The organism is Streptomyces sp. NPDC052040 (genome assembly GCF_044548405.1).
Lineage (GTDB): Bacteria > Actinomycetota > Actinomycetes > Streptomycetales > Streptomycetaceae > Streptomyces.
Window position 1 is genome coordinate 1 of the sequence record NZ_JBIUBV010000030.1, and the last position, 22509, is coordinate 22509.

19 protein-coding genes are annotated in these 22509 nt (G+C 73.2%); 12 read left to right on the forward strand and 7 right to left on the reverse strand.

Features of this window, described 5'->3' with window-relative positions; all coding sequences use genetic code 11:
* Positions 1-178: 178 nt before the first annotated feature.
* The 4 genes from ACIHAA_RS31660 to ACIHAA_RS31675 form a co-directional block, all read right to left on the reverse strand.
* Positions 179-1177 carry a DNA-3-methyladenine glycosylase family protein gene (locus tag ACIHAA_RS31660; protein ID WP_399823252.1) on the reverse strand — a complete coding sequence of 333 codons (999 nt, stop codon included), beginning with the start codon at positions 1175-1177 and terminating at the stop codon, positions 179-181.
* A 152-nt stretch (positions 1178-1329) separates the two neighbouring features.
* The gene (locus tag ACIHAA_RS31665) at positions 1330-2655 is read right to left on the reverse strand and encodes a coenzyme F420-0:L-glutamate ligase (RefSeq protein ID WP_399823281.1); all 1326 of its coding nucleotides are present in this window, start codon (positions 2653-2655) and stop codon (positions 1330-1332) included.
* Positions 2656-2711: 56 nt separating this feature from the next.
* A complete protein-coding gene (gene cofD / locus ACIHAA_RS31670) occupies positions 2712-3671 on the reverse strand; it encodes a 2-phospho-L-lactate transferase (RefSeq protein ID WP_399823253.1) in 960 nt (319 codons plus the stop codon).
* 288 nt (positions 3672-3959) lie between these two features.
* Positions 3960-4529, reverse strand: coding sequence for a cysteine dioxygenase (locus tag ACIHAA_RS31675; RefSeq protein ID WP_399823255.1), 570 nt, complete (start codon positions 4527-4529; stop codon positions 3960-3962).
* 694 nt (positions 4530-5223) lie between these two features.
* Here ACIHAA_RS31675 and ACIHAA_RS31680 point away from each other — a divergent pair.
* The 3 genes from ACIHAA_RS31680 (at position 5224) to ACIHAA_RS31690 (ending at position 10883) form a co-directional block, all read left to right on the forward strand.
* Positions 5224-5487, forward strand: coding sequence for a WhiB family transcriptional regulator (locus tag ACIHAA_RS31680; protein ID WP_003975777.1), 264 nt, complete (start codon positions 5224-5226; stop codon positions 5485-5487).
* Positions 5488-5718: 231 nt separating this feature from the next.
* Positions 5719-9375, forward strand: a complete 3657-nt coding sequence (locus ACIHAA_RS31685) for a glycosyltransferase family 2 protein (protein ID WP_399823257.1) — start codon at positions 5719-5721, stop codon at positions 9373-9375.
* Positions 9372-10883: a DUF5719 family protein gene (locus tag ACIHAA_RS31690; protein ID WP_399823259.1), complete on the forward strand. Its 1512-nt coding sequence runs from the start codon at positions 9372-9374 to the stop codon at positions 10881-10883. The genes ACIHAA_RS31685 and ACIHAA_RS31690 overlap by 4 nt, the downstream gene beginning before the upstream one ends.
* Positions 10884-10934: 51 nt before the next feature.
* Here the strand turns inward: ACIHAA_RS31690 and ACIHAA_RS31695 are convergent, their stop codons facing one another.
* Positions 10935-11384 carry a metallopeptidase family protein gene (locus ACIHAA_RS31695; protein ID WP_399823283.1) on the reverse strand — a complete coding sequence of 150 codons (450 nt, stop codon included), beginning with the start codon at positions 11382-11384 and terminating at the stop codon, positions 10935-10937.
* A gap of 389 nt (positions 11385-11773) precedes the next feature.
* Between ACIHAA_RS31695 and ACIHAA_RS31700 the strand changes: the two genes are divergently transcribed.
* The 8 genes from ACIHAA_RS31700 to ACIHAA_RS31735 all read left to right on the forward strand — a co-directional run bounded on the left by ACIHAA_RS31700 (position 11774) and on the right by ACIHAA_RS31735 (position 19978).
* On the forward strand, positions 11774-12145 hold the full coding sequence (locus tag ACIHAA_RS31700) for a DUF3499 domain-containing protein (RefSeq protein ID WP_399823261.1): 372 nt from the start codon (positions 11774-11776) through the stop codon (positions 12143-12145).
* 159 nt (positions 12146-12304) lie between these two features.
* Positions 12305-13669, forward strand: coding sequence for a phosphomannomutase/phosphoglucomutase (locus tag ACIHAA_RS31705; protein WP_399823263.1), 1365 nt, complete (start codon positions 12305-12307; stop codon positions 13667-13669).
* Positions 13670-13853: 184 nt separating this feature from the next.
* A complete protein-coding gene (locus tag ACIHAA_RS31710; protein ID WP_189291269.1) occupies positions 13854-14024 on the forward strand; it encodes a Trm112 family protein in 171 nt (56 codons plus the stop codon).
* 29 nt (positions 14025-14053) lie between these two features.
* Entirely contained in the window at positions 14054-15181 is a 1128-nt protein-coding gene (locus ACIHAA_RS31715; RefSeq protein ID WP_399823266.1) for an SIS domain-containing protein, read from the forward strand.
* A 63-nt stretch (positions 15182-15244) separates the two neighbouring features.
* Positions 15245-16396, forward strand: coding sequence for a mannose-6-phosphate isomerase, class I (gene manA, locus ACIHAA_RS31720; protein WP_399823268.1), 1152 nt, complete (start codon positions 15245-15247; stop codon positions 16394-16396).
* Between the two features lie 129 nt (positions 16397-16525).
* A complete protein-coding gene (locus tag ACIHAA_RS31725; RefSeq protein ID WP_399823270.1) occupies positions 16526-17503 on the forward strand; it encodes a cation diffusion facilitator family transporter in 978 nt (325 codons plus the stop codon).
* 281 nt (positions 17504-17784) lie between these two features.
* Positions 17785-19242 (forward strand): adenosylhomocysteinase, encoded by a 1458-nt coding sequence (ahcY, locus tag ACIHAA_RS31730; protein ID WP_399823271.1) that lies wholly within the window; start codon positions 17785-17787, stop codon positions 19240-19242.
* Positions 19243-19363: 121 nt separating this feature from the next.
* On the forward strand, positions 19364-19978 hold the full coding sequence (locus tag ACIHAA_RS31735) for a hypothetical protein (RefSeq protein ID WP_399823273.1): 615 nt from the start codon (positions 19364-19366) through the stop codon (positions 19976-19978).
* Positions 19979-20018: 40 nt separating this feature from the next.
* On the opposite strand, the gene ACIHAA_RS31740 is transcribed toward ACIHAA_RS31735, so the two are convergent.
* Positions 20019-20942, reverse strand: a complete 924-nt coding sequence (locus tag ACIHAA_RS31740; RefSeq protein ID WP_399823275.1) for an RDD family protein — start codon at positions 20940-20942, stop codon at positions 20019-20021.
* Positions 20943-21103: 161 nt separating this feature from the next.
* On the opposite strand from ACIHAA_RS31740, the gene ACIHAA_RS31745 reads away from it, so the two are divergent.
* Positions 21104-22111, forward strand: coding sequence for a stage II sporulation protein M (locus ACIHAA_RS31745; RefSeq protein ID WP_399823277.1), 1008 nt, complete (start codon positions 21104-21106; stop codon positions 22109-22111).
* Between the two features lie 211 nt (positions 22112-22322).
* Here the strand turns inward: ACIHAA_RS31745 and ACIHAA_RS31750 are convergent.
* Positions 22323-22509 (reverse strand): hypothetical protein (locus ACIHAA_RS31750; protein WP_399823279.1); only part of this gene is annotated, 187 nt, incomplete at its 5' end.

Sequence of the window (22509 nt, forward strand, 5' to 3'; positions counted from 1 at the left end):
GACGTGTCGCCCGGCCTGGTGGTCGTTTGCGGGGTGCGGGTCGCTGGTTGTGGGGGGCGGGGGGGGGGCCCCCCCGGCCCGGCCCCCGGGGGGGGGGGGGGGGGGGGCCCGGGCCCCGGCCCCCCCCCACCCCTCTCCTTGTCACCTCCTGCGCGGGGATCCACCTCCGCTACGGCGCCTACAGCCGCCCGATGTCCCCGCGCCGCATCCGCGGGGCCCGGCGGGGCGGCACGGCACCGCTCAGCAGGATCAGCCGCGCCGCCCGGTGCCGCTGCCCCGCATACGGCTCCAGCAACGACAGCATCGCCTCGTCGTCCGCGTGCCGGTCCCTGGCGAGGGCGTATCCGACGATCCCCGGCAGATGCAGATCCCCGACGGTCACCGAGTCCGCCGCGCCATGGCTGCGCTGCACGGTCTCCGCCGAGGTCCAGGGCCCGATCCCCGGCACCAGCTCCAGCCGCGCCCGGGCCGCCGCCGGTTCCATCCCGGCGGCCTGCTCCAGCCGGGCGGCCGCCCGCACCGCCCGCAGGATCGTCGACGCCCGCTTGTCGTCGACACCGGCGCGATGCCATTCCCACGAGGGGATCAGGGCCCAGGTACGCGGACCCGGCATCACATGCATCCGCTCGGGCGCGGGACCCGGCGCGGGCTCCCCGAACCTCCGTACGAGCAGCCGCCACGCCCGGTAGGCCTCGTCCGTGGTCACCTTCTGCTCCAGGACCGACGGGATAAGCGACTCCAGGACCAGCCCCGTCCGCGTCAGCCGCAGCCCGGGGCGCCGCTTGCGGGCCAGTGCGAGCAGCCGGTGCCGCGGCTCGAAGGCTCCGGGGTCGTCGAGGTCGCCCAGCAACTCGGGCAGCTGCTCCAGCAGCCAGTCGGCCCCGGGTCCCCAGGCTTCCGCCTCGGCGGTTCCGTTCCGCAGCGCGACCCGCAGGGTGCCCGGGCCCTGAGGGGTGTGACTGGCCCGCCAGACCGAGCCGTCGGGGGTCGCGCGGAACGTGGGGTCGGCGGGCCCGCGCCGCAGCGGGCCGAGCACCAACCCGAGGTCGAGGGGGCCGGGCGGAGTCCAGGCCCGCCGCCCCGGGGCCGTCACCTGGCGCGGCACCCCCGCGGGAACGACGACATCCCCGCCGCGCAGGGTCGTCGGGGTGGGGCGGGAGGGAAAGCGTCCGGCCACGGAGAGAGTCCTAGGGAAACGGAGCGGGGCGTCCTACGAAAGGTGAGTCCTACGAGACGAGAGTAGAGCCCGCGGGAGCCGCGCCGGGGCGGCCGGCTTCCACCACGGAAGACCACGGAGGCCCGCCCGCACCCCGCGGGGCTGCCCCGCCCTCACCGCACCTCGATGAACGCCCCCGGATCCCGCTCCGCCCGAGGCCGGGGCTCCTCGGCGGGATGCCCGACCGCCACGGCGCCCATCGGCTCCCAGTCCTCAGGCAGCTCCAGCACCTTCCGTACGACATCGCGGCAGAACATCGTCGAGGACACCCAGGCCGAGCCCAGCCGCTCCCCGGCGAGCGCCACCAGCAGATTCTGCACCCCCGCACCGGCGGCGACCACGAACATCTCCCGCTCGGCCCCGTCCCGCCGCGGGTCGCCGTAGTGGTGGGAGCCCGCCATGACCATGCAGGGGACGACGAGGTACGGCGCGTTGCGCAGCACGTCGCCGCGGCGGATCCGCTTGGCGATCGACTCCTCGGTCTTCCCGTCCCGCCGCAGATCGGCGGTCCACGCCTCCCGCATCGCGTCCAGCAGCCGGGTCCGCGCCGCCTCGGACTCCAGCAGCACAAAGCGCCACGGTGTCGTGTGGTGCGGGGCCGGTGCGGTCACGGCGGCTGCCACCGCGCGGCGTACGGCGCCGGGGTCGACCGGCTCGTCGGTGAACGCCCGCACGGTCCGCCGCTGGGCCACCGCCTCCCGTACCGCCTCGGAGGTGCCCAGCCGGAACATGTCGTCACGGGCGTCGCGCACCAGCGCCCGCGCGCCCTCGCCGTCCTCCGGGGACACCGTGTGCGGCAGTCCCCGTACGACGGCCACGGGCAGCCCGGCGGCCTTCCCCTTGACCAGGTCACCGGCCGCGGCCAGCTCGTCGGCGGTGGCGACGACGGTGGCGCTCAGCGGATTGCCGTGGGCGTCCGTGCCACCGCGCAGATCGTCCAGGACCCGTACGCCCGCGGCGCCGATGGCGACATCGGTGAGCCCGGCGCGCCAGGGCCGCCCGAAGGTGTCCGTGACGACCACGCCGACCTCGACGCCGAGCGTGTCCCGCAGCCCCTCGCGCAGGGCCCGCGCGGACGCGTCGGGATCCTCGGGGAGCAACAGCACCGTGCCCGCGGGGGTGTTGGAGGCGTCGACCCCGGCGGCGGCCATCACCAGGCCCTGCCGGTTCTCGACGATCCGGAGCATGCCGCGGCGGGCCACCACCCGCACGGTCTCGGCGTCGATGGCGGCCTCCCGGTCGTCCGCCAGGACCAGCCGCCCCTCGGCCTTGGACACGATCTTGGAGGTGACGAGGAGCACGTCCCCGTCGGCGAGTCCGGGCTCCGCCGCGGCGATGACCTTGGCCAGGTCGTCGCCCTCGCGGATCTCGGGCAGTCCGGGCAGGGCCCACACGCGGTAGCCCTCGCCGCCCGCGGCCGCGGCGCGCTCGCCGGGCAGCGCCCGGGGGGCGCCGGCCGGACCGTTCCCGCCCGCGTCCCTGGCAGGCCCTCCGCTCACGCGCCCCGCACCTCCTCCGCCAGCGTCAGTGCCTCCTGAGCCATCCGGGCCGTCGCCTCCAGGTCGGTCATCATCAGCGGCACCGCGCGGCAGCGGATGCCCGCGTCCTCGACCCGCTCCACGGCGCCCGCGTCCACCGTGTCGACGAGCCAGCCGTCCAGCAGCCCGGAGCCGTAGTGCTCGGCGACCGCCGCGGCCGTCGAGTCGACGCCGACCGCCGCGAGCACCTTGTCGGCCATGCCGCGCACGGGTGCGTCGCCGACGATCGGGGAGAGGCCCACCACCGGCACCCCGGCGTCGGCGATCGCCTCCCGGATGCCGGGCACCGCGAGGATGGTGCCGATGGACACCACCGGGTTGGACGGCGGGAAGAGCACCACGTCCGCCTCGGCGATCGCCTCCAGCACTCCCGGGGCGGGCTGGGACTGCTCGGCGCCGACCGGCACGATCGCCTCGGCCGGGACGGAGGCCCGCAGCCGCACCCAGTACTCCTGGAAGTGGATCGCCTTGCGCTCGCCGTCCAGCTCGACGGCGACATGGGTCTCCACGCGGTCGTCCGACATGGGCAGGAGCCGGACCCCCGGCTTCCAGCGGTCGCACAGCGCCTCGGTGACCGCGCTGAGCGGATAGCCGGCGCCCAGCATCTGCGTCCGCACGATGTGCGTGGCGAAGTCGCGGTCGCCGAGCCCGAACCACTCCGGTCCCACGCCGTACGCCGCGAGTTCCCCCTTGAGGTGGAAGGTCTCCTCGGCCCGGCCCCAGCCCTGCTCCTCGTTGATGCCGCCGCCCAGCGTGTACATCACCGTGTCGAGGTCCGGGCAGACCTTCAGCCCGTAGAGGTGGATGTCGTCACCGGTGTTGCCGATGACCGTGATGTCCGCGTCGGGCGCGGCCTGCTTCAAACCGCGCAGGAACCGGGCACCCCCGATACCGCCTGCCAGAACCACAATGCGCATGAGGGCCAGTCTTGCAGGCGGCAGTGACAACGCGTGAGCGGGTCGACGGGATGTGGACAACCGGGGGATCGAGGGGATAAGGGGGACACAGGAACACGGACAGCCGGGGCGCCCCGCACGGCCGCCCGACCGTCCCAGCGCGACCGCCCGCGGACCGCGCCCGCCCGCACGGCTGTCTCGCCGGTGACCGCCCTGCGGACCGCGCACGCCCGCACGGCCGTCTCGCCGTGACCGCCCTGCGGACCGCGCCCGCCCGCCGAGCTCAGCCGATGGCCGTCTCCGCCGGGCTCAGCCGGAGGCCGCCTCCGCCGGGCCGTGCCCCGCCGCGCAGGCCGAGGCGGGGATCCCGGCGGCGGGGGCGCCCGCCCCCGCCCCCGCCGCCGACCGCAGCCCGGCCGCCGGCCGCATGGGCATCTCGGTCAGGCCCGGGAAGTAGATGTGCAGGCTCACCGCCGGCTCCAGCGCGTCGTTGACGACCTCGTGGACGTACCCCGGCGCGAAGACCCGCTGCGCCCCCGCACCCAACGCGCGGGTTCCGCGCTCCGTGCGCTCGGTCAGTGCGCCGTGCAGGACGGTCAGCACGCCGGACGAGCGCCCGTGGTCGTGCAGCCCGCTGCCCTGCCCGGGGACCCAGGACAGCAGCCACACCTCGTAGCCGGGGCCGGTGCGCAGCCGGTGGTACCAGCGGGAGGCGGCGTCGTACCGCACCAGGTGCTCCCACTGGGAGCGGTCGGCGGCGATGGAGCGGGCGAGGCCCGCGAACTCGGCCACGGTGGCCGGGTGCTCGCGGGGCGGCTGGAGCAGATGCGGCACTTCCAGGATGTCGCCGGCGATCTGAAGGTCGCTGTCACTGTTCATGGGGGCGGTGATTCCTCGGCGGGGTGCGGGGCGGCGGGAGGTCGCGCGTCGCCCGCCCGGGTCGGGGCGCGGCGGGGGCCCGGGTACGGGCGGGGATTCAGCGGCGGGTCGGTGGACCCGGGAAGCGGCCGGAGCGGGAAGGGCTCAACAGCCGGGACAGCAACAGCTACAGCGAGCGCGGGCAGCACCGTGGGACCCGGCGGAGCGGGTCTGGGCGTGTGCCGGGTTCGCGAGCATGCCCCCTAGGACACCGGTTCACCCCTCCGCTGTCAACTTGGGGTCCGGCATCCGAGAGGTGTTTCACCTCATCCGGTCCATCTCACAGATGAAAGGTTTGTTCACCCGAAGACCGGGACACATGGAGCCCACCACGGGTGCCCAAACCCCGTTGCGATCTCGTGATCCGAATGTGATCCGGTTCGCTTCGCGGTAGGTCTCGGAACGGGATCGAACGCCGGGGCGTCCTCCCCTGTGACGGGGCGGCCACCCAGAGGGGGCCCTCGCGAGTGTCTGGGTTTATGCCGATTTGAACACTTTCCGCATAGCCTTGGTTCCGCAGAGTGAATAAGGGGCTCAATAGCAGATCTCGGCTTGACTGGCCCGGATCGGCACACTTGTAATTTCACTCGTGTCGTTCAGCCGAAATCGGTAACGGCTACATCACGGGGACGCGAAAGACTGACGAGGGGCGCACATGACCGAGCTGGTGCAGCAACTGCTGGTCGACGACGCGGACGAGGAACTCGGCTGGCAGGAGCGCGCGCTGTGCGCCCAGACCGACCCCGAGTCCTTTTTTCCCGAGAAGGGCGGCTCCACCCGCGAGGCCAAGAAGGTCTGCCTCGCCTGTGAGGTCCGCTCGGAGTGCCTCGAGTACGCGCTCGCCAACGACGAGCGCTTCGGCATCTGGGGCGGCCTGTCCGAGCGTGAGCGCCGCCGCCTGAAGAAGGCCGCGGTCTGACCCGGCCCGACGGGCTCCTCCGGCGCCGCCGCGGCCGCGCCCTTCCCCCCGGAACAACCGCACCCGGCCTTCTGCCCCGACGTCATGACGGCCCGTCGCAGGTGGGTTGTCCACAGGCGGCGGACCGCCCTGCTGCCCAGCCGATAGTGTGGTCGCTCGTCCGAGACGCACCGCCGTCCCCTCGGGGCGCAGGCGTCCACCGCAGTCCATCGAACCGGGGCCCGTACCTCGATGTCCGTGCACAGCCATACGGCAGCCCACCAAGGCACCGCTGCCACACCTGAGTTCCCGCGTCACGTGGTCACCGCGGTCCTCGTCGCCCACGACGGCGCCCGCTGGCTCCCCGACGCGCTCGCCGGGCTGCTCGGCCAGGAGCGCCCCGTGCAGAACGCGGTGGCGGCCGACACCGGCAGCGCCGACGACTCCGCCCGACTGCTCACCGACGCCCTCGGCGACGAGCGGGTCCTGCACCTCGCCCGGCGCACCGGCTTCGGCCAGGCCGTCGAGGAGGCGACCCGGGGCGCGGCCGTGCTCACCCCGGACGACCTGCCCTATCTCAAGCGCCCCAGCGGCTGGGACCCGGCCACCCGCACCTGGCGCGACGAGGCGTACGACCTGCCCGACCTGCCGTACGGCGAGCCCGTGCAGTGGCTGTGGCTCCTGCACGACGACTGCGCCCCCGAACCGGATGCCCTGGCCCAGCTGCTGCGCGTCGTGGAGAACGAACTGGAGCTGGGCCGCGACGACGTGGCCGTGGTCGGCCCCAAGCTCCGCGGCTGGTACGACCGGCGCCAGCTCCTCGAGGTCGGCGTCAGCATCGCCAACTCCGGCCGCCGCTGGACCGGTCTGGACCGCCGCGAGCAGGACCAGGGCCAGCACGATCACGTCCGCCAGGTACTGTCCGTCTCCACGGCCGGCATGCTGATCCGGCGCGACGTCTTCGAGCAGCTCGGCGGCTTCGACCGGTATCTGCCCCTGATGCGGGACGACGTCGACCTGTGCTGGCGCGCCCAGGCCGCGGGCCACCGCGTCCTGGTCGCCCCCGAAGCCGTCGTACGCCACGCGGAGGCGGCCTCCCGCGAGCGCCGCGCCGTCGACTGCGCCGGCCGCACCACCGCCTCCCCGCACAAGGTGGACAAAGCGGGTGCCGTCTACACCCTCCTCGTCAACGCCCGTACGGCACAGCTGCCCTGGGTCCTGCTCCGCCTGATCCTCGGCACCCTGCTGCGCACCGTCGCCTACCTCGTGGGCAAGGTGCCCGGACAGGCCGTCGACGAGATCCGCGGTCTGCTCGGCACCCTGCTGCGCCCGGAGCGGATCATCGCCGGGCGGCGCGGCCGCGGCCGCCCGCAGGCCGACAAGGGCGAGCTGCGGGCGCTGTTCCCGCCGCCCGGCGCGACCGTCCGCGCCACCGTCGAACAGGTCGCCGGGAATCTGGTGGGCCGCTCCGACCCCGAGGTCTCCTCGGCCGGGCGCCACGGCGGCGGACTGGAGTCCGGACCGGGCGGCGACGACGCCGACTTTCTCCAGGTCGAGCAGTTCGCCCGGCTCAAGCGCATCGCGCGCAAGCCCGGCCCGCTGCTCTTCGTCGTCCTCCTGCTCGTCTCACTGGTCGCCTGCCGCGCCCTGCTCGGCGGCGGCTCGCTCGCCGGCGGCGCGCTGCTGCCCGCCCCCGCCGACTCCTCCGAGCTGTGGTCCCGCTATCTCGACGCCTGGCACCCTGTGGGCGCGGGCGGTACCCACTCCGCACCGCCCTACCTGGCGCTGGTCGCCCTGCTCGCGAGCCTCCTCCTCGGCTCCACCGGACTCGCCGTCACGGTGCTGCTCGTCTGCTCCGTGCCGCTGGCCGGGATCGCCGCCTACTTCGCCTCGCGCCCGCTCGTCGAGTCCCGGCTACTGCGCGCCTGGGCGTCCATCGCGTACGCCTTCCTGCCCGCCGCCACCGGTGCCCTCGCCGGAGGCCGCATCGGCACCGCGGTCCTCGCCGTCCTGCTGCCGCTCCTCGCCCGCGCGGGCATCGCGGCATCCGGGCTGGCCCATGGCTCCGGGGCGCGCGGCAGCTGGCGCGCCACCTGGGCGTATGCGCTGCTGCTGACGATCACCACCGCGTTCACCCCGGTCGTCTGGCCGATCGCGGCGGTCCTGGGCCTGGCCCTGCTCGCCGTACGCAGAAGGGACATCCCCGCCTACGGGCTGCGCCTGGTCGCCCAGCTCGGCACCCCGCTGCTGGTACTCGCCCCCTGGTCGCTCACCCTGCTGCCCGGCGGCTTCTTCCGGGAGGCCGGTCTCGCCTACGGCAAGAGCGCCGCCTCCGCCACCGACCTGCTGGGCGCGAGCCCCGGCGGCCCCGGCACGGTCAGCGGTCTGATGCTCATCGGTGTCGTCCTCGCCGCGCTGGCGGCCCTGCTGCGCGGCGAACGCCGACGGGGCATCTGGACGGCGTGGGCGGTCGCCCTGGTGGGACTCGTCCTCGCGGTCCTCTCCAACGCCTCGGCCTGGGCCGGACCCGCGACCCTCGTCTACGGCCTCGCGCTGCTGTCCGCCGCCGCGATCGGCGCGGACGGCGCCCGCTCCCGGGTGGCCGAACAGAGCTTCGGCTGGCGCCAGCCGGTGGCCGCGCTCATCGCCTTCGCCTCCGCGGCGGGCCCCCTGCTCATCGCCGCGGGCTGGATGATCCGCGGCGCGGACGGGCCGGTGGAGCGGCGCGACGCGGTGCAGGTGCCCGCGTTCGTCGCCGAGGAGAGCGGCACCAGCGACCAGGCCCGCACCCTCGTCCTGGACGGCGAGTCCACCGCACAGGTGCGCTACACCCTGGTCCGCGGCTCCGGCGCCCGCCTCGGCGACGGCGAACTGGCCGCCGCGGACGGCGAGAACAAGCGGCTGGACAAGGTCGTCGCCAACCTGGTGGCGGGCTCCGGCGCCGACCAGGCGGACGAACTCGGCGGCTTCGCCGTGCGGTACGTCCTCGTCCGCAAGGGCGCCCCCCGGGACGTCGGCCGGGTCCTGGACGCCACCCCCGGTCTGACCCGGCTCAGCCAGCAGGACGGCAGCGCGCTGTGGCGGCTGGACCGGGAGGTCTCCCGCGCCGCGATCGTCACCGGTACCGCCGCACCGCAGCCGGTGGCGGCCGGACCCGTCGGCATCCACACCACGATCCCGTCCGGCACCGCGGGCCGCACCCTGCGGATCGCCGACACCGCCGACCCGGGCTGGAGCGCCACCCTGGACGGCAAGCCCCTCACCCGCACCACGGTCGACGGCTGGGCCCAGGGCTTCCAACTGCCCGCGTCCGGCGGCACTCTGGACGTCAGCTACGACACCCCCCTCGGCCACACCGCCTGGCTGTGGGCGCAGGGCGCGCTCGCCGTCGTCCTCGTGGTGCTCGCCCTCCCGGGCCGCCGCCGGGACGTCGACGACGACCTCCCCGAGGAGCAGGCCGCGCCCGCCGAGGACACCGGCGGCGAGGGCCGCCGGGCCCGCAGACTCCGCGCCCAGGCCGAGGCCGAGGAGGCGGCGAACGCCCCCGACGCCCCCGCCCCGGCCGAGGAGGAGGTCTTCGAGCCCGCTCCCATCCCCCAGCAGCCCCCCTACGGCACCTGGGACACGAGCGGCTACCCGGCCGACGGCTACGGCGCCTACGGCGGCGAACAGCACCAGGACGCCCAACAGCACCAGGACACACAGCACTACCAGGACGCCCAGCAGTACGCGCCGGGCGCCTACGAGCAGCAGCAGTACCCGGCCGACCCCTACCAGGGAGCCCCCTACGACCCGTACGCCTACGGGAACCCGGCGCCGTACGACCCGACGTACCACCAGGGCTACGCCACGCCGTACGACCCGGCGCACGGCACCGACAGTGAGCGCCCCGACGGGAGCCAGCAGTGAACCGCACGACCCTGTCCCTGATCGCCGGGGTGGCCGCGCTCGCCGCCGTCACCGGATTCGCCGCGCTCGACGCACCCGGCGCGTCCGGCAGCACCACCGCCAAGGCGGCCGCCCGGCTGCCCGTGGAGCAGACCCGGTTGCTGTGCCCCGAGCCGAGCACCTCGGACATCGCCGACACCACCTACACCTCGTTCACCCCCGTCTCGGCGGGCGCGAGCGGCGGCAAGGCCCAACTCACCCCGGCCGCCTCCCAGTCGGCGGACGGCACGGACACCGGCAAGAGCGGCGGCGCCAAGGACAAGAAGCAGACCGACGTCCCGTCCCTGACTCCCAAGCAGCCGGGCACACCGGTCACCGGGGACAGCTCGGGATCCGACACCCCGGCGCTCCTCGGCAGCGCCACGGGAGGGTTCGCGCCCGGCTGGACGGTCCAGGAGACCACCCAGGTCGCCGCGGGGGCGGGCCGCGGGCTGCTCGGCACCGACTGCACCGCCCCGGACACCGAGTTCTGGTTCGCGGGCGCCAGCACCGCCGCCTCCCGCACCGACTATGTGCACCTCACCAACCCGGACGACTCCGCCGCGGTCGTCGACATCGAGCTGTACGGGAAGAACGGCAGCCTCAAGTCGACGATCGGCGAGGGCATCACGGTCCAGCCGCACGCCAGCGAACCGATCCTGCTGTCCACGCTCACCGAGGCCCGGGAACCCGATGTCACGGTCCATGTGAGCGTCCGCAGCGGCCGGGTCGGGGCCGCCGTACAGGCCCTCGACGACAAGCAGGGCGGCGACTGGCTGGCCGCCTCGACGGACCCCGCGGGATCCCTGGTGCTCCCCGGAATCCCCAAGGACGCCACGGATGTGCGCCTGATCGCCTTCGCGCCAGGGGACGCAGACGCCGACCTCAAGGTGCGGCTGTCCTCGCCCTCCGGGGAGATCACCCCGGCCGGGAACGAGACGCTGCATGTGAAGGGCGGGATGACCACCGCGGTCGACCTCGGCGATGTCACCCGCGGGGAGGCGGGCTCCCTGGTGCTGACACCGGGCGACGCCCCGGCCCCGGTGGTGGCCGCGCTGCGGGTGGTCCGCGGCACGGGAGACAAGCAGGAGACCGCGTTCATCCCGGCGACCGCGCCCGTCGGCACCCGCGCCTCCGCGGCCGACAACAGCGCCCGGGGCAGCACCCTCGCGCTGACCGCCCCGGGCGCCGCGGCCACCGTCAAGGTCACCGCCTCCGCGGGCAGCGACGGCGGCACCGCCGTGACCAAGGAGTACACGATCAAGGGCGGTACGACGCAGAGTGTGGCGGCGCCCGTGCCCAGCGGCCTGAAGGGGACCTACGCGCTCACCGTGGAACCGGTCTCCGGAGGACCCGTCTACGCCGCCCGTACGCTCCAGACCACCGTCGAGGGGGTCCCGGGCTTCACCGTGCAGACCCTCCCCGACGACCGGGGCACGGTCGCGGTGCCCGAGGCCGACCAGGACCTCTCCGTCCTGCTGAAGAAGTAGAAGAAGCAGAAGGAGGAGAGGCCCAGGGCCGGGCATCCCCGGCCCTGGGCGTCAGTCCTCGCCGTAGCGCGGATCCACGGTCTCCGGAGTGAGCCCCAGTAGCTCCGCCACCTGCTCCACGACCACCTCGTGGACCAGTGCGGCCCGCTCGTCGCGGCCCTTGGTGCGGATCTCGACCGGGCGGCGGTAGACCACGACCCTGGCGCGGCGCCCGTCGGCGGCCGGGACGATGCCGCCCAGGGGCACCGGCTCGTCGCTCCACGCCTGGCCGGGGCCGTCGAGCCGGGGCACCTCCAGGATGAGGAAGTCGATGTCCCCGAGCTGCGGCCAGCGCCGCTCCAGACGCTCGACGGAGTCCTGCACCAGATCCGCGAACACCTCGGCACGGCTCGCGGCGAGCGGCACCTGCGGCGGCGCGACGGGGCCGCGCATGCCTCTGCCGTGGCGATCACGGCGACGGGGGCCGGGCGCGGCGGGGCGGGGCGGTACGGCGTTGTCCATCACTGACGAAGCGTAATCCCCGCCGGGGTTCCCCGCCCGGACCCGCACCGCGCACGCCCCCGCGCCCCCGGCCGTGCACCCGGCAGCCACCCGGCGCGCCGGGTGGACGGCGAGGTCGAGGCTCTGCCGCATGTCGCCGGATGACCATTCCAGCCAAGGTTGGGCTCGATTCCATATCCCCCTGGACCGGGTTCGTCATGAGAATTGGTGAGGTTTGTACCAAGTGGTGATCGATTTCGAGGGGTTCCGCGGCGGGATCCGACGGCCTCCGCGCAGGTCACCAGGGCCGGTCGGGAGGAGTGTGTGGGGTGTTTCACAGCACGACACGGTGGAGTGACCCGGGGGAGAGTCGTCGCGGCCCGCTCAAGAGTGCGGTACCGTCCAACATCGTGAGCCCTGTACGTCGTTGTTCGCGCACCGCTTGCGGCCGACCCGCCGTTGCGACGCTGACGTACGTCTACGCCGACTCGACCGCGGTCCTCGGCCCGCTCGCCACCTACGCCGAACCCCACTGCTACGACCTGTGCGCCGAGCACTCCGAGCGCCTGACCGCACCGCGCGGCTGGGAGGTCGTCCGGCTCCTGGACGGCTCCGCCCCCGCCCGCCCCAGCGGCGACGACCTGGAAGCGCTGGCCAACGCGGTCCGTGAGGCGGCCCGTCCGCAGGCGCGCGCGGCGGAGGCCGGCGGCGGCCGCACGGCGGACCCGATGGAGGTCGCCCGCCGGGGCCATCTGCGGGTGCTGCGCTCGCCGGACAACTGACGCCTCCGGCCGAGACCGTGAGGCCCGGGTGTGAAGTCCGGGTGTGAAGCCCGGTATGAACTCCGTTCGAACTGCGCGCACGCCCCTGTGGACGAAGCCCCAGGGTCCGCGTCCACCAGGTAGTTTGGGGCCATCGTCAAGACCTCAGGAGGGTTGGCCGTGGCTGCTGATCTGTCGCAGATCGTGAAGGCGTACGACGTACGCGGTGTCGTCCCCGATCAGTGGGACGAAACGCTCGCCGAGCTCTTCGGGGCCGCCTTCGCCCAAGTGACCGGCGCGGACGCGATCGTGATCGGTCACGACATGCGGCCCTCCTCCCCGGGACTCTCGCACGCCTTCGCCCGCGGAGCCGCCGCCCGCGGCGTCGACGTCACCGAGATCGGCCTGTGCTCCACGGACCAGCTGTACTACGCGTCGGGCGCGTTCAACCTGCCGGGCGCCATGTTCACCGCCTCGCACAACCCGGCGCAGTACAACGGCATCAAGATGTGCCGCGCGGGCGCCGCCCCCGTCGGCCAGGACACCGGCCTCGCGGACATCCGTGCCCTGGTCGAGCGCTGGATCGACGAGGGCGCCCCGCAGCCCCAGGGCGCACCCGGGACGGTCACCCGGCGGGACACCCTGGAGGACTACGCGGCGCATCTGCGCTCCCTCGTCGACCTGACCTCCATCCGCCCCCTGAAGGCCGTCGTCGACGCGGGCAACGGCATGGGCGGCCACACGGTCCCCACCGTCCTCGCCGGACTGCCGATCGACCTGGTCCCGATGTACTTCGAGCTGGACGGCACCTTCCCCAACCACGAGGCCAACCCGCTCGACCCCAAGAACATCGTCGACCTCCAGAAGCGCGTCCGGGAGGAGCACGCCGACATCGGCATCGCCTTCGACGGCGACGCCGACCGCTGCTTCGTCGTCGACGAGCGCGGCGAGCCCGTCTCCCCGTCCGCGGTCACGGCCCTGGTCGCCGCCCGCGAACTGGCCAAGCACGGCGGCAAGGGCACGGTCATCCACAACCTGATCACCTCCTGGTCCGTGCCCGAGGTGGTCCGCGAGCACGGCGGCACGCCCGTGCGCACCCGGGTGGGCCACTCCTTCATCAAGGCCGAGATGGCCCACAGCGGCGCGATCTTCGGCGGCGAGCACTCCGCGCACTACTACTTCAAGGACTTCTGGAACGCGGACACCGGCATGCTCGCCGCGCTCCACGTCCTCGCGGCCCTCGGCGGCCAGGACGGCCCGCTGTCGCAGCTGGTCGCCGAGTACGACCGCTACGCGGGCTCCGGAGAGATCAACTCCACGGTGGACGACCAGCGGGGCCGCCTCGCCGCGATCAAGGCCGCGTACGAGGGCCAGGAGGGCGTCGAGATCGACGAACTGGACGGCCTGACCGTCTCGTCCGCCGACTGGTGGTTCAACGTCCGCCCCTCCAACACCGAACCGCTGCTCCGCCTGAACGCGGAGGCGAGGGACGAGGCGACCATGGCCAAGGTCCGGGACGAGGCCCTGGAGATCATCCGCGGCTGACGGCCCCGCCGCACGGCGCGGCCCCACGACGCCCCGGCCCCGGGACACCCCGGAGGCCGTGCACCCGCCGGACCCCCGGCGGGCAGGGCACCCGGAGGCCGCGCCGCCCCGCCCAACCCCCGCATGCCGCCCCCTCGGCGGTAGTCTGACCAGGCCAAGCGCACTCGCCCCGAAGGGACCCCTCATGCCGCTCGAAGCCGGCCTCCTGGAGATCCTCGCCTGCCCGGCGTGCCACGCCCCCCTCAAGGAGGAGGACGCCGAGCTGGTCTGCACCGGCCAGGACTGCGGTCTCGCCTACCCCGTCCGGGACGGCATCCCGGTCCTGCTCGTGGACGAGGCCCGCCGCCCCGCCTGATTCGATCCGGCGATCGGAGACTGCCGCTCATGCTCGACGAATCGCTGCTGGACGACCCCGACGCGCTGGCCCTCGCCGACCGCCGCGCCCTGCTGCGCGGCGCCGCCGAGGCCGGCGCCCGGGTCCGCACCGCCGTGCGGCATGCCGCCGACGCGGGGATCAACGAACTGAAGCCGGACGGGCGTCCCCGGGCCGTCCTCATCGCGGGCCCCGGCACGGCCTCCGTGGGCGTCGCCGAACTGCTCGGCACCCTCGTCGGTGCCTCCTGCCCGGTCACCCGCATCCACCCGACCGGTGTCGCCCCGGCCGCCGGAGCCCTGCGCTGGGACCTGCCCGGCTGGGCGGGCCCCGTCGACCTGCTCCTGATCGCCACCCCCGACGGCGCCGAACCCGGCCTCGGTATCCTCGTCGAGCAGGCCTACCGCCGCGGCTGCACGGTTGTCGCCGTCGCCCCCGCCGACTCCCCGGTCCCGGAAGCGGTGGCAGGCGCGCACGGCCTGTTCGTCCCGATGGCGACCGCCCCCCACGAGCAGGGGAAGCCGCTCGCGGCCTCCGCCCCCGGTGTCCTGTGGGCCCTGCTCACCCCGCTGCTCGCCCTGCTGGACCGCACCGGTCTGCTCTCCGCCCCGGCCGAGGTCCTGGAGAAGGTCGCCGACCGCCTCGACCAGGTCGCCGAGCGCTGCGGCCCGGCCATCGCCACCTACGACAACCCCGCCAAGACCCTCGCCGCCGAACTGGCCGAATCCCTGCCGGTGATCTGGACCGAGGGCGTCTCCGCCGCACCGGCCGGCCGCCGCTTCGCCGCCGCCCTCGCCGAACTGGCGGGCCGCCCCGCCCTCACGGCCCGGCTGCCCGAGGCACTCGCCTCGCACAGCGTGCTGCTCGCCGGAGCGCTCGCCGCGGGCGCCGACCCCGAGGACTTCTTCCGTGACCGCGTGGAGGAGGCCCAGGCCCTCCACGCCCGTGTGGTGCTGCTGCGCGACCGGCCCATCGGAGGCCTGAGCGCCGCCCCCGCCGCACGCGAACTCGCCCTCAGCCACGACACGGCGATCAGCGAGCTGGAACCGGAGGACGGCAGTGAACTGGAGACCCTCGCGGAACTGATCGCCATCACGGATTTCGCCGCCGTTTACGTGGCGCTCGCTTCGGGGGCCTGACCTTGGCTCACGGCGTCCCACGACGCCCGTGCCCTGCGTTACCTACGGAGAAAAAAGACACCCATGGATCGCCTCGACAACACCGTCCGCCCCTACGCCTGGGGCTCGACCACCGCCATCCCCCGCCTCCTCGGCGCGGAGCCGACCGGTGAACCCCAGGCGGAGATGTGGATGGGCGCCCACCCCGGCGCCCCCTCGCGCACCCCGCGCGGACCGCTCAACGAGGTGATCGGCACAGCCCCCGAGCAGGAGCTGGGCGCCCGCACGGTCGCCAGGTTCGGCCCCCGGCTGCCCTTCCTGCTGAAGATCCTCGCCGCCGGCGCCCCCCTCTCCCTCCAGGTCCACCCCGATCTGGAACAGGCCAAGGAGGGCTTCGCCGACGAGGAGCGCCGCGGCATCCCCCTCGACGCGCCCCACCGCAACTACAAGGACGCCAACCACAAGCCCGAACTCATCTGCGCCCTCACCGAGTTCGACGGCCTCTGCGGCTTCCGCGCCCCGGACGAGACCGCCGAACTGCTCGCCGCCCTCGACGTCGACTCCCTCAAGCCCTACGTCGACCTGCTGCACGCGCACCCCGAAGAGGCGGCCCTGCGCGAGGTCCTCACCGCCCTCCTGTCCGCCGACCCCGAGGAGATGGCCCGCACGGTCGACGAGGCCGCGGCCGCCTGCACCCGCCTCGGCGGTGCCCACGCCCCGTACGCGGACCTCGCTCACCACTACCCGGGCGACCCCGGCGTGATCGCGGCCATGCTCCTCAACCATGTACGGCTCCAGCCCGGCGAGGCCCTCTACCTCGGCGCCGGGGTCCCGCACGCCTACCTCAGCGGCCTCGGCGTCGAGATCATGGCCAACTCCGACAACGTCCTGCGCTGCGGCCTGACCCCCAAGCACGTCGACGTCCCCGAACTGCTGCGCGTCGTCCGCTTCGAGGCGGGCGACCCCGGAGTGCTGCGCCCGGAGGCCTCCCCGGACGGCGAGGAGGTCTACGAGACCCCCATCGACGAGTTCCGCCTGTCCCGCTACGTCCTCCCCGAGGGCACCGCCCCCCACGACCTCACCCGCCCCGTTCCGCAGATCCTGCTCTGCACGGCGGGCTCGGTACGCGTCGGCGACCAACTCCTCACCCCGGGCCAGTCGGTGTTCGTACCGGCGGATGAACCGGCCGAGGCCCTCGGCGGCGGCACGCTCTTCCGCGCCACGGTCCTCGCCTGACCCACCCGGGACCGCTCCCGACGCCGGTCCGGCGCGACCCCGCCGGACCCGGCTGCAACAATGGCCCACCGGCACAGGACGAGCACGCCGGGCCAGGCCGGGACGGCGACGAAGGGACAACGCGAACACATGAGCGCGTCAGGCGGCAGCAAGGCGATCGTGGCGGCACTCGGCGCCAACCTCGCGATCGCGGCATCGAAATTCGTGGCCTTCGCCTTCAGCGGCTCGTCCTCGATGCTCGCCGAGGGCGTCCACTCCCTCGCCGACTCCGGCAACCAGTTCCTGCTGCTGATCGGCGGCAAGCGGTCCCGGCGTGAGGCGACCCCCCAACACCCCTTCGGCTACGGCCGCGACCGCTTCATCTACGCCTTCCTGGTCTCCATCGTCCTCTTCTCGGTCGGCGGCATGTTCGCCATCTACGAGGGCTACGAGAAGATCCAGCACCCGCATGAACTGGAGAACTGGTACTGGCCCGTGGGCGTACTGGTCTTCGCACTCCTCGCCGAGGGCTTCTCCTTCCGCACGGCCATCAAGGAGTCCAACGAGCTGCGCGGAAAGCTCTCCTGGGCCCAGTTCATCCGCCGCGCCAAGGCGCCCGAACTGCCCGTCGTCCTCCTGGAGGACTTCGGCGCGCTCATCGGCCTGGTCCTCGCCCTCGGCGGCGTCGGCCTCGCACTCCTCACCGGCGACGGCATCTGGGACGGCATCGGCACCGTCTGCATCGGCGTCCTCCTCGTCCTGATCGCCCTGGTCCTCGCCGCCGAGACCAAGTCCCTGCTCCTCGGCGAGGCAGCCGGCCTCGACGTGATCCAGCAGATCGAGGCGGCGACGGTCGACGGGGAGTCCGTCACCGGCGTCATCCACATGCGCACCCTCCACCTCGGCCCCGAGGAACTGCTCGTCGCCGCCAAGATCGCCGTACGCCACGACGACACCGCCGCCCAAGTCGCCGCCGCGATCAACGCCGCCGAGTCCCGCATCCGCTCCGCCGTCCCGATGGCGCGGGCCATCTACCTGGAACCGGACATCTACAGCGAGGCGGAGGCCGCCAAGGGCCCGGACCCCGAGGCGACGCCCGGCGGCCCCGGCCCGGCAACCGGCCACTGAGCCCACCCGCCGTGTCCGGATACCGGCCACGGCGGACCGGATGTCTTTCGGAGGCGGACTGGGGAGCGCGGGGCCGCCCGGTGTAGCTTGGAGGGCGAGCCAGACGTCGCTGCTGATGGCGGTCGGGCGGCCCCGCGCGGGCCGGCCGAGGGAGAGAGGGCCTCCGACGGACTGCGCTGCGCGCACGCGGGCATGCCTGTGTCCTCCTCGGACACCCCTGTGTCCGCCGCCGCGCAGACCAGCCCTACCCACCTCGCCCCGACTCCGAGGAGCACCTCGACATGACGACTGTCGACAACCGACAGGACTTCAAGGTCGCCGACCTCTCCCTGGCCGGGTTCGGCCGCAAGGAGATCACTCTCGCCGAGCACGAGATGCCCGGCCTGATGGCGATCCGCAAGGAGTACGCCGCGGCGCAGCCCCTGGCCGGCGCCCGCATCACCGGTTCCCTGCACATGACCGTCCAGACCGCCGTGCTCATCGAGACGCTGGCGGCGCTCGGCGCGCAGGTCCGCTGGGCCTCCTGCAACATCTTCTCCACCCAGGACCACGCGGCCGCCGCCATCGCCGTCGGCCCGAACGGCACGCCGGACAACCCCCAGGGCATCCCGGTCTTCGCCTGGAAGGGCGAGACCCTGGAGGAGTACTGGTGGTGCACGGAGCAGGCGCTGACCTGGCCGGACAGCCCCACCGGCGGCCCGAACATGATCCTCGACGATGGCGGCGACGCCACCCTCCTCGTCCACAAGGGCGTCGAGTACGAGAAGGACGGCAAGGTCCCGTCGGTCGACACCGCCGAGTCCGACGAGCACCGCGTCATCCTCGAACTCCTGCACCGCACCATCACGGACGGCTCGCAGAAGTGGACCCAGCTGGCGTCCGAGATCCGCGGTGTCACCGAGGAGACCACGACCGGCGTCCACCGGCTGTACGAGATGCAGCGCGACGGCGACCTCCTGTTCCCGGCGATCAACGTCAACGACGCCGTCACCAAGTCGAAGTTCGACAACAAGTACGGCTGCCGCCACTCGCTGATCGACGGCATCAACCGCGCCACCGACGTCCTCATCGGCGGCAAGACCGCCGTGGTCTGCGGCTACGGCGACGTGGGCAAGGGCTGCGCGGAGTCCCTGCGGGGCCAGGGCGCCCGGGTGATCGTCACCGAGATCGACCCGATCTGCGCGCTCCAGGCGGCGATGGACGGCTACCAGGTCGCGACCCTCGACGAGGTCGTCGACAAGGCCGACATCTTCATCACCACGACCGGCAACAAGGACATCATCATGGCCTCGGACATGGCCAAGATGAAGCACCAGGCGATCGTCGGCAACATCGGCCACTTCGACAACGAGATCGACATGGCCGGTCTCGCCAAGACCCCCGGCATCGTCAAGGACGAGGTCAAGCCGCAGGTCCACACCTGGACCTTCCCCGACGGCAAGGTCCTCATCGTCCTCTCCGAGGGCCGCCTGCTGAACCTGGGCAACGCCACCGGCCACCCCTCGTTCGTGATGTCCAACTCCTTCGCGGACCAGACGCTGGCCCAGATCGAGCTGTTCACCAAGCAGTCCGAGTACCCGATCGGCGTCTACACGCTGCCCAAGCACCTCGACGAGAAGGTCGCCCGCCTGCACCTGGACGCGCTGGGCGTCAAGCTCACCACGCTGCGCCCCGAGCAGGCCGCGTACATCGGCGTCGACGTCGAGGGCCCGTACAAGCCGGACCACTACCGGTACTGACAGGACCACCAGCCGGTACCGGTACGGCACCGGCCAGGCCCTGAGGCAGGCCCCCGCACCCCCGTGTCGGGGGCCTGCCCCTTTGGCCGGCCGGTCCGGCCCGTCACACCCCAGGACCTCCATGCCCCGCGGCCGATATTCGCTTCACGATCCGCACGACGGCACCCTCCTCGCCGAAGAACACTTCCAGTGCGCGCCCGGCCCCTCCGGCTGGCGCTACGTCTCTCAACTCACCACCCCCTCCGGCGATCACGCCGGTTCCGTCGACCTCGCCCTCGACGAACTCGGGCGTCCGATCCGCCTCGAACTGCACGCCGCGAGCTGGCAGGTGCGGGGAGCCGCCCTGGACGGCGTCACCTGGGTCCGCACCGACCCCACCGGCACCCATGCCACCGAAGGCAACGTCGCCGCCCACGCCTTCACCGGCACTTCCCCCGCTTTCCTCGTCGCCACCGCCCGTCTGCTGCGCCTCACCCCCTCCTCCGCAGCGACGCGCGTACGCCTCGTCGCCTTCACCGATCCGGTCCTCGCCCCCCGCACCGTGGACCAGTCCTGGGCCTTGATCGCAAGAGAAGCACACCCCACTGACAACGCCCCCCTGATCGTGGACGAATACCAGGTCACAGCCCTGGACACGGGGGAGCGGCACTCCATCCACATCGCCGGCGACGTGGTCCTGGACGCCCCCGGCATCGAGCTGGAAGACCTCGCGTCACCCCCGTCGGCGTCCACCTGACACAGCGCGCCCGAAGCGCTGGAGAGGAAACCTCGAACAGCTAGGCGGGCGGCACGAACCCGGTGCCGGACCGCTCCGAGGACGAACCGTCCCGCGCCGCCAAGGGCCCCTGCTCCTCAGGCCCACCGACGGCCGACTCCCCGGCCCACCCGTGCGCGGGCACCCCGTGCCCCGCACCCGTACCCGCGCCGGTCGCCCGCACCGAGTCATCCGCCCCGGGACCTCCGAGCGCCCTCGCCTCCCTGCCCCGGCGCTCCTCCACCACCGCCGCCAGATACGCGGCCGCAGGCACCCCGTACGGCGCGGGCGCGCCCGTACAAGCCGCGAGATCCGAGGCGAGACGTTCCGCCATCGCCCGGCCCACCTGCGGATCCAGCGAGTGCATCCGCGTCAGGTACTGCCGGACGGCCAGCCACAGCCCGTCCGGAACCGCCGAGAGATCCAGTCCGGAGAACCGCCCGGCAAGCCAGGGCGGCGGCGGGGGCACCGAGGCACTGCGCCCGTCCGGCACCCGCTCACGCACCACCAGCGTGCCCGCGAACACATCCCCGAGACGCCTGCCCCGGGCCGACGCCAGCGAGGCGATGCACGCGACGACCCCGAACGTCATCAGGACCTCGACCACCCCCACCGCGCCGCGGACCAGAGCATGGCGGAACCGGATCGGTCCCCCGTCGTCCCGCACCACGCGCAGCCCGCAGGCCACCTTGCCCAGCGAACGGCCCCGGGTCAGGGTCTCCACCGCGATCGGCCCGCCCACCGGGACCAGAACGAATACCGCGACCGACGCCGCGACCTGCGCGGCCGGGTCCAGGCCGGAGGCCGACGCCACCAGGGCGAGCATCACCGCGACATAGACGGTCAGAACCACCACCAGGTCCAGCGCCACCGCGAGCACCCGGCTCGGCAGTTTCGCCGGGCGCAGCTCCAGCGCCACCGCCTCGCCCGTCACCAGTTCGCTCACGCCCGCCGTCCTTCCCCTGACCCGCCCCCGGAGACGACAGTCTGCCAAGCTGAGGACGCATCGCGCTCCAGTGCGACACGCGGACGCACGGAACAAGTACGCGCAGTGCGACCAGCACGAGCTGTATGAGCAGTACGAGAGAACGAGGAGCAGCCCGACGCATGGACCTCGATGTGTTCGTCTCCGCCCACCGCGCCGAGTGGGACCGCCTCGACGCCCTGCTGAACCGGCGCCGCCGCCTCACCGGAGCCGAGACGGACGAACTCGTCGCTCTCTACCAGCGCACCACGACGCATCTCTCGCTGATCCGGTCCAGCGCGCCCGACCCCCAGCTCACAGGTCGGCTCAGCCAGCTGGTGGCACGCGCGCGCAGCGTCGTGACGGGCACCCGCGCCGCCTCGTGGCGCGACGTCACCCGCTTCCTCACCCATGGCTTCCCCGCCGCGGTCTACCGGGCCCGCCACTGGTGGGTGCCCACAGCACTGCTCTCCACCGCGGTCGCCGCGCTCCTCGGCTGGTGGATAGGGACCCATCCCGAGATCCAGTCCACCATCGCGGCCCCCGCCGAACTACGGAACCTGACCCGCCCGGGCGGCGAGTACGAGACGTACTACTCGAGCCATCCCGCCGCTGCCTTCGCCGCCCAGGTGTGGACGAACAACGCCAGGGCCGCCGCGATGTGCCTGGTCCTGGGCATCTTCCTGGGCCTCCCGGTCCTGTGGATCCTCCTGGAGAACATGCTGAACCTCGGTGTGGGCATCGGTCTGATGTCCTCGGCGGGCCGGCTCGACACCTTCCTCGGCCTGGTCCTCCCGCACGGCCTCCTGGAACTGACAGCCGTCTTCGTCGCCGCGGGCACAGGACTGCGACTTGGCTGGACCCTGATCGACCCGGGCCCCCGCACCCGCCGGAACGCCCTCGCGGAGGAGGGCCGAGCCGCCCTGGGCATGGCCATCGGCCTCGCTCTCGTGCTCTTCGTGTCCGGTGCCATCGAGGGCTTCGTGACCCCCTCCGGCCTCCCCACCTGGGCGCGGATCGCCATCGGCGTCCTCGCCGAGCTGGCCTTCCTCGCCTACGTGTTCATTCTGGGCGGCCGCGCGGTACGGGCCGGTGACACGGGCGATCTGGAAGCCCACGAACGCAGCGCGACCGTCCCTCTGGCGGCGTGACAGCGGGGGCGGGCCCGTCGGATGTGCGTTGCGCCCCGTTGGCCTGCTAGTCTCCTCTTCGCCGCGCAAGACCTGTTGACACGGGTCGAGCGAGGAGGTAGATTCGAACAGTTGCCTGGAGGTGGATCCTTCCACCCGGGACAACGTGAGAACATCTATCTGCTCCTGGTCATCGATTCCCTTCGATCCCTGTGGAGCCACCCCCGATGATTCAGAAATGGACGCCGGTCAAACGGCCCCAGAACTTCTGATAAAGTCGGGAAAGCCGGAAAGGGAAACGCGGAAGCGGGAACCTGGAAAGCGCCGAGGAAATCGGATCGAGAAAAGGTCTGATAGAGTCGGAAACACCGAAGGGAAGCGCCCGGAGGAAAGCCTGAGAGAGTCTCTCGGGTGAGTAC

Bases quoted from the DNA above. Each gene is read 5' to 3' on its own strand.
- cofD (WP_399823253.1), bottom strand. From the start codon at position 3,671: ATGCGCATTGTGGTTCTGGCAGGCGGTATCGGGGGTGCCCGGTTCCTG.
- ACIHAA_RS31675 (WP_399823255.1), bottom strand. From the start codon at position 4,529: ATGAACAGTGACAGCGACCTTCAGATCGCCGGCGACATCCTGGAAGTG.
- ACIHAA_RS31680 (WP_003975777.1), top strand. From the start codon at position 5,224: ATGACCGAGCTGGTGCAGCAACTGCTGGTCGACGACGCGGACGAGGAA.
- ACIHAA_RS31685 (WP_399823257.1), top strand. From the start codon at position 5,719: ATGTCCGTGCACAGCCATACGGCAGCCCACCAAGGCACCGCTGCCACA.
- ACIHAA_RS31695 (WP_399823283.1), bottom strand. From the start codon at position 11,384: ATGGACAACGCCGTACCGCCCCGCCCCGCCGCGCCCGGCCCCCGTCGC.
- ACIHAA_RS31710 (WP_189291269.1), top strand. From the start codon at position 13,854: ATGCCGCTCGAAGCCGGCCTCCTGGAGATCCTCGCCTGCCCGGCGTGC.
- ACIHAA_RS31715 (WP_399823266.1), top strand. From the start codon at position 14,054: ATGCTCGACGAATCGCTGCTGGACGACCCCGACGCGCTGGCCCTCGCC.
- manA (WP_399823268.1), top strand. From the start codon at position 15,245: ATGGATCGCCTCGACAACACCGTCCGCCCCTACGCCTGGGGCTCGACC.
- ACIHAA_RS31725 (WP_399823270.1), top strand. From the start codon at position 16,526: ATGAGCGCGTCAGGCGGCAGCAAGGCGATCGTGGCGGCACTCGGCGCC.
- ahcY (WP_399823271.1), top strand. From the start codon at position 17,785: ATGACGACTGTCGACAACCGACAGGACTTCAAGGTCGCCGACCTCTCC.
- ACIHAA_RS31735 (WP_399823273.1), top strand. From the start codon at position 19,364: ATGCCCCGCGGCCGATATTCGCTTCACGATCCGCACGACGGCACCCTC.
- ACIHAA_RS31745 (WP_399823277.1), top strand. From the start codon at position 21,104: ATGGACCTCGATGTGTTCGTCTCCGCCCACCGCGCCGAGTGGGACCGC.